Annotated in this window: 12 protein-coding genes; 3 read left to right on the forward strand and 9 right to left on the reverse strand. The window is 32.8% G+C overall.

The window, feature by feature from the left end; translation table 11 throughout:
* Positions 1-63: 63 nt before the first annotated feature.
* The 5 genes from mdoH to A9G37_RS04105 form a co-directional block, all read right to left on the reverse strand.
* Positions 64-2424, reverse strand: coding sequence for a glucans biosynthesis glucosyltransferase MdoH (gene mdoH, locus A9G37_RS04085; RefSeq protein WP_065574704.1), 2361 nt, complete (start codon positions 2422-2424; stop codon positions 64-66).
* 38 nt (positions 2425-2462) lie between these two features.
* Positions 2463-4025: a glucan biosynthesis protein G gene (locus A9G37_RS04090; RefSeq protein WP_081297643.1), complete on the reverse strand. Its 1563-nt coding sequence runs from the start codon at positions 4023-4025 to the stop codon at positions 2463-2465.
* A gap of 18 nt (positions 4026-4043) precedes the next feature.
* Positions 4044-4706, reverse strand: coding sequence for a hypothetical protein (locus A9G37_RS04095; RefSeq protein ID WP_034910661.1), 663 nt, complete (start codon positions 4704-4706; stop codon positions 4044-4046).
* A 202-nt stretch (positions 4707-4908) separates the two neighbouring features.
* Positions 4909-5148, reverse strand: coding sequence for a YecH family metal-binding protein (locus tag A9G37_RS04100; RefSeq protein WP_034910662.1), 240 nt, complete (start codon positions 5146-5148; stop codon positions 4909-4911).
* Positions 5149-5352: 204 nt separating this feature from the next.
* A complete protein-coding gene (locus A9G37_RS04105; RefSeq protein ID WP_034910664.1) occupies positions 5353-7290 on the reverse strand; it encodes an exoribonuclease II in 1938 nt (645 codons plus the stop codon).
* A gap of 136 nt (positions 7291-7426) precedes the next feature.
* On the opposite strand from A9G37_RS04105, the gene A9G37_RS04110 reads away from it, so the two are divergent.
* Entirely contained in the window at positions 7427-8176 is a 750-nt protein-coding gene (locus A9G37_RS04110) for an alpha/beta fold hydrolase (RefSeq protein ID WP_034910666.1), read from the forward strand.
* 22 nt (positions 8177-8198) lie between these two features.
* On the opposite strand, the gene A9G37_RS04115 is transcribed toward A9G37_RS04110, so the two are convergent.
* Genes A9G37_RS04115 through A9G37_RS04130 form a run of 4 tightly spaced genes read right to left on the reverse strand, consistent with a single transcriptional unit; the run spans position 8199 to position 9978 of the window.
* Entirely contained in the window at positions 8199-8534 is a 336-nt protein-coding gene (locus A9G37_RS04115) for a prepilin-type N-terminal cleavage/methylation domain-containing protein (RefSeq protein ID WP_051634165.1), read from the reverse strand.
* Complete coding sequence (locus tag A9G37_RS04120) at positions 8527-8961, reverse strand: DUF2509 family protein (RefSeq protein WP_065574705.1); 435 nt, start codon at positions 8959-8961, stop codon at positions 8527-8529. Before A9G37_RS04120 ends, A9G37_RS04115 begins: the two co-directional genes overlap by 8 nt.
* Positions 8945-9508, reverse strand: a complete 564-nt coding sequence (locus A9G37_RS04125; RefSeq protein WP_034910671.1) for a prepilin peptidase-dependent protein — start codon at positions 9506-9508, stop codon at positions 8945-8947. Before A9G37_RS04125 ends, A9G37_RS04120 begins: the two co-directional genes overlap by 17 nt.
* Positions 9502-9978, reverse strand: coding sequence for a prepilin-type N-terminal cleavage/methylation domain-containing protein (locus A9G37_RS04130; RefSeq protein WP_034910673.1), 477 nt, complete (start codon positions 9976-9978; stop codon positions 9502-9504). Before A9G37_RS04130 ends, A9G37_RS04125 begins: the two co-directional genes overlap by 7 nt.
* A 352-nt stretch (positions 9979-10330) precedes the next feature.
* On the opposite strand from A9G37_RS04130, the gene dapD reads away from it, so the two are divergent.
* Positions 10331-11155 carry a 2,3,4,5-tetrahydropyridine-2,6-dicarboxylate N-succinyltransferase gene (dapD, locus tag A9G37_RS04135; RefSeq protein WP_034910674.1) on the forward strand — a complete coding sequence of 275 codons (825 nt, stop codon included), beginning with the start codon at positions 10331-10333 and terminating at the stop codon, positions 11153-11155.
* A 104-nt stretch (positions 11156-11259) separates the two neighbouring features.
* Entirely contained in the window at positions 11260-11751 is a 492-nt protein-coding gene (locus A9G37_RS04140; RefSeq protein WP_034910675.1) for a YajQ family cyclic di-GMP-binding protein, read from the forward strand.
* Positions 11752-11841: the final 90 nt, after the last annotated feature.

Consider the following 11841-nt stretch of genomic DNA (forward strand, 5'->3'; position numbering starts at 1 on the left):
AAAATATCCATGGATTTTGATTAGTTACTAAAAAGAAGTGAAATAGGGCAAAAGCCCTATTTCTTATTGTTGGCGTTCATTTTGCCATATTGAGAACAAATTGTCGTATTTTTCTTGTTGCTGCCAAATATGACGATGTAATGCGGAAAGAATAATTGGGTCTTCTAAAATAGCTAACTGCTTTTCTTTACTCATTTTTTCTAAGTCTATGTGTTGATATTGTTCAATAAGCTCATTGCGTTTTTGTTGGTTTTTATTATTAACTCTATGTCTTGAAGTCGATAAAGCGCAAGTTAGCGCATTATATATAGGATCGACCAACGCCATAACAAAGCCATGCTCAACAAATGCAGTTTCAGTTTTAATTAAATATTCGCCTGTAAGAGTAACAGCTCTTGTAGGATGCGTTTCTTCAGGGGTTAAAAATAGTCCTGCTTTTTTTGCCTTCATGCCGATACTTGAAAGCCCAGATACTCTAATTACTAAAGGTGAAATGGTTAAAGGTATTAATATGGCTATATACCAATAAGTAAATTGTGGATTTAACCAGATAATTACTCCTAACCAGACAATACCTAATAATGAAAGTGGCCAACAAAAATAAAATGATTCACCCCATGTTAAAGCATCGTCATTTCGAGATGGTGATTTCCATTGTATTTTACTGCCCATCCATGCTTTTAGTACAAATTTACTATGAAAGATCATGCGTATTGGTGCTAAAATCATAGACCAGATCATTTCAATTAGTATTGATAAGGTTAATTTAAATATACCACCAACATCTTTTGCTCCAGTTCTGGCTATAATAATACCGTAGCTGAAGAATTTAGGTGCAAACAGTAAAACCATTGTGGTTGATAATAGTTGAATTGCTAATTGTTCGTCCCATCTTGGCCAAGTTGGGTAAAATTGGTTAGGTTGGAAGAAATATTGAGGCTCAGAAATATTAAACACCAATAGTAATAGTGTCGAAAATATTAAAAATATTAGCCACAATAATGAAGAAATATAAGCCATGCCACTAGTTGCAAACATTAAACGATGGGTCAATTTAATACCGCTTTTGAAGATTAGTCTTAAATTAATTAAGTTACCCATACACCAGCGATTATCACGTTTTAAATCTTCAATCATATTACCAGGAAGCTCTTCATAACTTCCATTCATATTATAAGCAATCCAGACGCCATAACCAGCACGACGCATAAGCGTCGCCTCAACTAGATCATGCGATAAAATATGAATTGGACCCTTACGTTTTTGCAATGGCGATAATATGCAATGCTCAATAAAAGGTTTTAAGCGAATCATTGCATTGTGACCCCAATATTGTGCTTCGCTTAGTTGCCAAAAGTGTGTGCCAGAGCAAAATATATCACTATAAATCTGATTGGCAAATTGTTGAATACGTCCGTAAAGTGTCGTCATTCTGACTGATTTTGGTGGTGATTGTAAAATACCTGCTTTAGGTGTCATTTCCATCATGGCGATCATTTTTAAAATACAATCACCTGTCATGATACTATCGGCATCAAGGATCATCATGTATTCATATTGGTGCCCCCAACGACGGCAAAAATCATCAATATTACCACTTTTACGTTTTACTCGGCGTTTGCGATGGCGATAAAAAACGTTGCAACCATTGTTTTGTTTTGCTGCATTAAATTCAGCCCAAGCTTTAAGTTCGTTCACATATAGATCGGGATCGTTAGTATCACTTAATATATAAAAATCACAACAAGCTGCGTGGCCTGTTTCTGCTAAAGATTGATAAGTTGCTTGTAACCCAGCAAATACTCGAGCAACATCTTCATTACAAATTGGCATAACAAGAGCGGTTCGATGTTTTGTGTCGATATGTGATGCTGGATCCTTGGGAATAGGAATAGTGTAACGGTCTTTACCCATGACGGCTAAAATTAGTCCCATAATGCTGGTCCAAAATCCAATAGAGATCCAACAAAACAAAATAGCAAACAGGATAATAATCGCCCCTTGTATGATATAAGGTATTATGCTGTAGATGGCTAATTCAGGATTGATATCCCAATTAGTCATAAAATTGATTTTTTGCCAACTCTGGTATGGTAATAAAGAAGATAGATAAGTGGTTCCATAATATGTTTGTACTACAATCAACGCAAACATAATAAAGCGTCGAATTATAGCTAAAATATTAAAGTTATGTTTTGACTTGGCAATATAGCGCTGGTTCCAGATTTGAGGTTGAATTGAAACGCGTTCAACTTCAGGATAACTTGGTTGTTGTTTTCGGTCATCAATAAAAGAACTAGTATCGCCAATCTGATTTAAGCGATATTTTAAGAACTCAACATCATCAGGTGGTGTTGTATTATGTTCATATTTTTGACGCCAAGCTTCAGCATCAGGTAGATTTGTAAAGTAATCTTTTTTCATATTTTTATCTTATTATAATAATAATGACTATTACATTACTATTGTGCTGGGTATTGCCCGCTCCAAGTTTCAGAAATCACTTCATTGGTTGTTTGCGAAGCAAGTTGTACACGAATATCCGTTGCCTTTTTACTATCTTGGACGTTGAATCTAACAATTACACGCCATCCTTTTATTATTGGATTGTACTGTGAATCACAGCTTACAATAGAGCCGTTAGTAATACTTGAAATTACTTTGACAGGTTCTTTTTCTGATAATGAAGGACCAGCAAAGTCAATCACGTACGCATTAGAGCCATCAAGTTTACGAATTAAATTAGCTTGTTTTATATCGCCGAGTGATAATCGGGTACTAATAGCTCTTGCTGTATTATTAGGATAACGCTGTAATTCATGTAATGAATAATGTAATCGATATTTTATATCAAGCACGTCGCCAGCTTTATATTGTTTTTCTGGCACCCAAAAAGTGACAATATTATCGTTAGTCTCGTCTGCTGTTGGGATTTCAACTAATTCGACTCGTCCTTTTTGCCAATCGCCTAAAATTTCAGTCCAAACGCTTGGTCGTTTTTCATAGTGATCATCGAGATCTTGATAATCATCAAAACCTTTATCACGCTGAATTAAGCCAAAAGCTTTTGGGTTTTCTAAACTATACGATGAAAACGATAGACGTTTAGGGTTATTTAATGGACGCCAGATCCATTCGTTATTATTTGCTAAAATTGATAGTCCATTAGAATCATGCATTGCAGGTCGATAATTTAACAATGGTGATGGTTGATTAGGCCCAAATAAAAACATACTGGTTAGTGGGGCAATGCCAAGTTTTTTTACAGAATCGCGGAAAAAGACCTTAGCTTGAACTGTAACAGTAGTATCAATACTTGGAATCAATGTAATTTTATAAGCACCAGTTACGCTTGGTGAGTCAAGTAATGCATAGATAACTAAATGTTTTTGATTTGGTTCTGGTCTTTCAATCCAGTACTCTTTAAAACGTGGAAATTCTTCACCAGACATTTCTCCAGTGTTAATGGCAAGCCCTCTTGCCGAAAGACCATAGCGTTGATCTTTACCTACCGCACGAAAATAACTGCCACCAAGAGCTGAAAATATTTCATCGTCGGTTTTTGTTGGATTATTAATTGGGTAATGGACTTTAAAACCAGCAAAACCCAAATTTTTAGTATCTAGTTTATCAAGATTAATCTGGCTTAAATCAAAATAGCTAGGATCATATTGTATTGGAGTTATTTGGTTATTAACAATTTCATTAATCTTTATTGGAACATCAAAGTACATTCCTTCGTGATAAAACTCAAGTTTGAAACGGCTTTTTTGATCACCCCAGTAAGCTTTTTTATGATTAAATAGAATTTTTTGGTAATCAGCAAATTGTAAAGATGCTAATTCATTAGGAATATTTTTAGATGGTTGAACATAAGCCTTTTTAGATAGTTTTTCAGCTTTTTCAACTACATCATCAAGCGAAAAAGCCCATGCAGAAAAACTAATACAAGTAGCTGAAGCTAAGCAAAGCACCTTGCAAATTAAAGTTTTATTAAACTTATGAATTGGAAATAAATTGCACATAAAAGACTCGCGTTAGTATTATCTAAAAATATTAAAATAATTGATAATATTGTTTTTTGGATCATCTAAGCATTTCTCAACGTAATCCACTTTCATTTCTTGAAGAATGCTTGGGTTTTCGTTTATTAGGAAGTAAGAATAGTCATCTTTAGTAATCTTTGCTTTTAAGGATGATATATCTTGTTCTGACATTCTAAATTGTGGTCGAAAATATTGTGTTATTTTTGCATTATCTTTTGTATAAATTGCTGCAACGAAATCAGCTGAATATTGGCAATAACTTTTTATATTGTTTTCAGTTGCTTTTATTTTACTTAGTTCCATATTATGTTCGGCTTGGTTTTCCTCAACTACTTTTTTGAGTTGCACATGATACTTTAATTTATATAGTTCATTTAAATAAAAATTCAATACACAAGAGGAGAGGTTATTATCGCCTTTACAATTTAGAATACCTTGTTTAATAATGTAGTTATCGAAGTTTTTATCACCAACAAACCGAATTAATTGATTTTTAGCATCAACAACATAAGGGTCGTTAGTTTCAGTTTGTTGTTTTAATAGAGATAGTTGCTCTGTTTCGGAAATTGGTTCATTATTTTTTAAAGGTAAATTTTTTTTTGCACAACTTGTGACAAGAATAGCAACAAAGGTGCATATAAGGATATTACTTACTTTCATTTATCAAATTCCATGAGCATATTCTTTAGGTTAATTTTAAAGCGAGCAACTTTGCCACTAGTTTAGTCACGTTATTAGTAACAACAGCCACTTATAACGATTATTGTTGTAGCGCGAAATTATATACTCTTATTAATTTAAAAAACACTAGCAGATTAAATTAAATTTATAAAAATTGTACTTTATATACGGTCATTTTTCTCTAATGTTTGCATATTTTTTTATTATCGACCGTAAATTTAGTTTCATGATCAACTGAGGGTTTAAATTTCCCCTTTGCTTTTAAAAAAGCGATTAGTTGCTCTGCATTCATGTTGGATTTTGAACAAGTATGAAATATGGCATCTTCTCCAAACTTACTTTTGATAGCATCAAGTAAAGAAGATTCGGTATAATTGTTTCCATTCATCATATGCAATACTTCGTGTCCATGAATTGACATTATAGCCTCCTTGAATTATTGTTCATTTTAATGATTAATTCATTATTTCTAGCCGCGAAAGATAACAGATATTTTTAATAAGAAAAAGAGGTTTAATATTAAAAATATAATAAAGTTTTAATTATTCCCCCTGATTTACATCGGGGGAAGAAATAACAGCAAAAAAGCTGTAAATTCAAGTAAGAATAATCTTTCTTTTATTTTTTAATTGTTGGCTAATTTTGTAATGATTGATTGATTTTCGCTTTTAACCTGATGAATAACAACAGAGATAGTATCAGCAAGTTTGTAGCAAACCTCATCTTTAATTTTGATGATTCCTTCCTCAGGTAACGAGATAATTTCTTCCTTGACTGAGTGAATCATTGAAAGTGGCACAAATGCAAAAGCGCCTATATCACATAAACGAACTCGAGCACCACCACGATTGATATCGATAATTTCAGCAGAAAAACTTTCACCTACTTTATTTGACAAGTATTGAGCATAAAGGTTTTCAGCCATATCACGTTCTGCATAGCGTAATGTTTTGCGTCTTTCATTCATGTTTTTTAATTGATCTTTATCGGGTGCGATTAATTCTTGTGATCGGATAAATGCTTTGATTAATCGATGGTTGACCATATCACCATATTTACGTATTGGTGAAGTCCATGTTGCATAGGCATCAAATCCCAAACCAAAATGTGGTTTAGGTTCAGTTGAAAAATCAGCAGGGCTTTGGAACTTGCGAAGTTTTGTTGACAAAAATGGAGTGTTGTCGATTATACGACGCAACTTTACGTAACCATCGAAAGATAATAATGATTCTTTATCAAATTCAGTGATTCCGTTGTCATTTAAAAAAGTCACTACTTGTTCAATATATTTATTATCAAAACCTGAATGAATATTAAAAATTCCAAAACCAATTTTATTTTTTAATTGCAATGTTAAAGCTTGGTTAGCTAAAACCATGACTTCTTCTACTATTTGATTTGCAATCCGACGAGACTCTTTAATTATTGATTTAACTTGGCGATTTTCATCAAGTTCAAAACGATAATCTCCATTATCTTTAAAAACTAATGCATGATTTTGCCGCCATGTCATACGAATTTTTGCTAAGTCAGCTAAATGTTTAAGTTGCTGTTTAATAATTGGATTATTAGTTTCTAAATCTTCATTATTTTCTAAAAAATTAGAAACATTGTTATAAGTTAATTTAGCTTTTGATTCAATCCAAGCTGGTATAAAAGTGATCTCATCGCTATTAATATTGCCCGTTTCGTCAATACTCATTTTACATATCATTGCTGGACGTTTTTGATTTGCTTTTAATGAACATAAATCATTGGCAAGCTCTTTGGGTAGCATAGGGATATTAAAATCAGGCAAATAAGTGGTAAAATTTCTGATTTTGGCAATACGATCAAGTTCGCTATCTTGTAATACATAAGCGGTAGGATCGGCAATGGCAACCGTCAATTGATAATCTCCTTGTTCACCTTTTGATATCGCAATAGCATCATCCATATCTTCTGTATCTTCGCTATCGATGGTGAAAAAGTTAACATCGGTTAAATCTTGACGGTTATCAAGTTCAGTAACGTTAATTGATAATGAATCGAACTGTGGGGCGTGAGTTTCTAAATCGTAGCGCGCTAACGTTTTTAGCCAAAGTTGATAAGGTGAATTGCTTTCAGCAACAAAACGAACAATTTCGGCAAGAAATTGATTCTGTTCTTCTTGCAAAGGGTGAGAAACAAGCGTTGCCACAACCCAATCGCCTTCTTTTAGTTTTTCGCTAACTTGCTTGTTTATTTTGCAACGAATGGCTAGATTAGTTGACATATTTTCAGGATAAATAACCATTGCACGATCTTGAAAGCCTATTTTGCCAATAAATTTTTGCAATGCACTTTCAATTAATGATTCAGGTTCAAAAGACTCTTTATCGTTATTACTTATTACTGTCCCTGATACCTTATCACCATTGCAAACTCTTTTCATTTTAGCAATAGGGATGAAATAACTTTTTTTATTATCAACATCTAAAAAACCAAATCCTTTTTCATGAGCTCTAATAGTGCCTTCAACGCGTGGTGTTTGTTCATGGAGTTCTTGTTTTAATTGTGCAAGTAGAGGGTTATTTTGAAACATATGGCTTAATACTAGTTAAAAAGTTGGTGTTAAATTCTATCATATTTATGTAAATTGTGGTTATTGAATTAATCGGTGATGGTATTGAAAATAGACGTATAATAATGCCACTTAAAATAATTGGTCAAATTAGAGTATGAAATTAAACTATAAATTACAGGGTGATGGACAACCGATAGTGTTTTTACATGGGGTGTTTGGTAGTTTAGATAATTTAAATATGATAGCGAAAAATTTTGTGCAGCATTATCAAACCGTGCAAGTTGATCTTCGTAATCATGGGCATTCCCCTTGGTCTGATAAGATAACTTATCAAACTATGGCTGAAGATGTAGCTGAACTTTGTTATGATTTACAATTAAAAGATATAATATTAGCTGGTCACTCAATGGGGGGGAAGGTTGCTTTGCAATTGTCGCAAATGCTTTCAGATTCTATCCAAAAAATTGTTGCTATCGATATTGCGCCTATAAAATATCACCGTTCGGCCAATGCCACTATTTTAAGAGTGTTAATGTATTGCCTTAGTAACCAAATTACCGATAAAAAGCAGATCATCAATTTAATGGAACAAGTAGGGATTAACATGCCAACCATTCTTTTTTTACTAAAATCGTTTAAGAATGATAAATGGTTGTTTAATATTGAAGCAATTAATTCACAATATGCTCATATATGCGATTGGCAAAATATCTCTCCTTGCTTAAAACCCACGTTATTTATTCGGGGAGGTAACTCTACTTATATTACAAATGAAGCTTATCCAGCGATTTTCGAACAATTTCCTAATGCAAAAATTGAAGTAGTTGAAGGTGCTGGGCATAATGTTCACGCTGAAAAAACGTCACAAGTTTTGCAACTTCTACATAACTGGATAGAGGGATGAATGGTATTTAACTTGCAAACATTTAGAGTGAATTACAAAATAATCGTTGCTGCTTGGCAACTTGTTTGTTAGGTGCATTAACCGTTATAACAACCATTTTACACTGAGCATTATAAGTTTTACTGGTGAGCTTATAGTGCCAACCAGAAGGAATAATTTGGTTTGTGGTATAAGGGTAGCTATCAAGTAGCTGAAAAGCAATTTTGTTGGCACGTAAGTAGTTTGTAAAGTAGTGATGTTTATAAAACAATGCTTGTTGGTAATTAACAAATCCTAACATAATAATTGAAAATAATAGCGTTGCTATCATAACTTCAATTAAACTAAAGCCAGCTATTTTTTTCTTTTTGTTATTCACAATAAATAGCCCTTTTTTCTGGGCAATAATCGAGCCAATGACCTTTTTCAACAATCAATCGATTGTTATCAAAATGTGCAAGTGTATATAAATAGAAGCCTTTAGATTCGCCCCTTACTAACACATACTTATCAATTTTTAATAAAGACTTTTTTATACATGCTTTTAATTGATAAGTGGGTTCAGTCATACAATACCAATTTGTTTTAGGAGTTTGCCAATTTTGGGTTATTGCCCAAGTTAAAGATGAACTAGCTTGATTAAATTTTTGATAGTATTGACTTTCCATTAAGATAGTTTTTTGCCACGAGGTAATAAGTATATTAAAACCAATTAATAGCACCAATCCCACAACCATCAAAATAATTACCATTAAAATAGTGCTAAACCCAGACGAAGTATAAATTTGTTTAAAATAGGTTTTCATTTTTGATTATTTCAGTTATGTGATAATTAATCTGCTTGTTTTTTCTTAATTCAGCAGTAACAGATAGACTAATGGCATCGGGTAGCTGTTTTATTGTAAAATCGGTTACTTTGATTTCGTTTGAATCAAATAAGTTTTCCCATTTAGTTCCAAAACAATCTATTGCTCCTGTTTTATAGGCTATATTGTTTTCTTTATAGCGATAGGTAAAAACATCTGACTTTATAGGGGAAAATTTGTCCCAAACCCAAGAATTGCGAATTTCGCTATCGTATCGAAGAACAATACATTTTCCTTGTTTATCGATTTTAATAGCTTTAGCTGTTATTTTTTTGGGGTCATTAGCAATAAAACCAGCTCGTCTTATGTCTTTTTTCATACCAGCTAATCCAAGTTCAATTGCCTGTTGTAAACGTGTTTTTTGATAATATTGCATCATACTTGTTTGTAATTGAATGTAAAACGAGGTTATACCCATAAAAATTAGACTTGATAATATTAAGCTAATAAGCATTTCAAATAAGGAATATCCAGATGCTTTTAACATGGAGGTAAGCCTGTTATATAGCTATTTTCTGCACAGAATCGAATGCGTCCAAATAAAGAAATAAAAATCCTGCTAGTACCTATCTTATTTTTTAATTGGAAAGACATTGTTTGTGCTAAGTTGCGACGACCTAAGATCAAAGCATTTTTATTGTTTAATAATTCACTAATTTCAACAGAATTATCAGGTTTGATAAAATAAAGTACTCCTTCACTGCACGAAGTGGGTTTTTCATCATTAGTGATAGCAATACACCAAGGTGAAGTAAATTGATGAATAATGTAATTCTCATTTTTAATCGACGCTTTTATTTGAACTTCATACAAAAAATAAGCTAACTGTTTGGTTGTATAAGCTAATTCATTACGCAGTTGTTGCTCTTTCCAATGCTCAACGCCTATTGTGACTAAAATAGCACTAATACAAATAGTTATTAACAGTTCTAGTAATGAAAATCCCCAATTTTGCATAATGTTATTTTTTTAAGATCGTAGTAAAGCAAGTGTAGCTTGGAATAAAATAACTAATTATTTATTGCTTTTAATTTGTGATGAGCTACGCAAATAAATTGTACTTTTTTATATTGATAAAACTTTGATAGAAATTAGTTCAAAATCATTCAGGTAGAACATTTATTTTATTAGATATTTTTTTATTTAATGTTTTTGTTTTTTGAAAATATGAATCATCATTATAAAAAAGGCCAAAAACGGTATTGATTGAGAGGATATGATTAAACCACTTAAAAAGCGAGAAAGATTATATTATACTGTCTATCTATTTATTATTTGCTAACGGGCTATAAATTAAAGGAAACTTGAGATGCAACAATTACAAACTATTATTGAAGCAGCATTTGAACGTCGTGCTGAGATTACACCGTCAAATGTTGATACAGTTACACGTGATGCGATTAACCAATGCATTGCTTTATTAGACAGTGGTAAAATGCGTGTCGCAGAAAAAATCAATGGTGATTGGGTAACTCATCAATGGTTAAAAAAAGCGGTTTTGCTCTCTTTCCGTATTAACGAAAACCAACTGATTGATGGCGGTCCGACTAACTATTATGACAAAGTGCCATTAAAATTTGCTGAATATGATCAAGCAAGATTCCAACAAGAAGGTTTCCGTGTTGTTCCATCTGCTATTGCTCGTAAAGGTGCCTATGTTGCTCGAAATACTGTATTAATGCCATCTTATGTCAATATTGGTGCTTATGTCGATGAAGGTACGATGGTTGATACATGGGTAACTGTTGGTTCTTGTGCGCAAATTGGTAAAAATGTTCATTTATCGGGTGGTGTTGGTATTGGTGGTGTTTTAGAACCGTTACAAGCTAACCCAACCATTATTGAAGATAACTGTTTTATTGGTGCACGTAGCGAAATTGTTGAAGGCGTTATTGTTGAAGAAGGTAGCGTAATTTCAATGGGTGTATTTATTGGTCAAAGTACTAAAATATATGACCGTGCAACTGGTGAAATTCACTATGGACGTGTACCAGCTGGTTCAGTAGTTGTTTCTGGCAACTTACCGACAAAAGATGGCAAATATAGTCTTTATTGTGCAGTTATTGTGAAAAAAGTTGATGCTAAAACTTTAGGTAAAGTAGGTATCAATGAATTGCTTCGTACTATCGATTAATTCACGCTTATATTTTAAAGTCGCCTAAATTATTGTTAGGCGACAATTATTCTATTTATTAACTAGATAATTTTAGTTTTATAACCATTAGAAGAGGAGAATTTATGCCTTCTTTTGATATCGTTTCAGAAATTCAAATGCCAGAAGTTAAAAATGGTGTTGAAAATGCCACTCGAGAGTTAGCTACTCGTTGGGACTTTAAAAATGTTGAAGCATCGTTTGAATTAAATGAAAAAAATGAAACGATTAAAGTAACAAGCCAATCTGATTTCCAAGTACAGCAACTGCTCGATATCCTGCGTGATAAGCTAGCTAAACGTGGTATTGATGGTGGTGCACTTGAAATTCCTGAAGAAATGGAGCACAGCGGTAAACTTTATAGCATTACGGTTAAGCTTAAGCAGGGTATTGATAAAGAGCTAGCTAAAAAAATTGTAAAAGCGATCAAAGACAGCAAAATTAAAGTGCAAGCTCAAGTTCAAGGTGAACAAGTTCGTGTTACAGGTAAATCACGTGATGATTTACAAACTACTATGGCATTAGTTAAAAATAGCGAATTTGGTCAACCGTTTCAATTTACCAATTTTAGAGATTAATGTGTTATTGAGTTGATATTGCCAACAATTGTCGGCAATATTATCCCTTGAACTTTGTAAAAAATTTCAGAAAAGACAGCGTTTGAATAA

Source organism: Gilliamella sp. GillExp13, from assembly GCF_001690815.1.
Classification (GTDB): Bacteria; Pseudomonadota; Gammaproteobacteria; order Enterobacterales; family Orbaceae; genus Gilliamella; species Gilliamella bombi.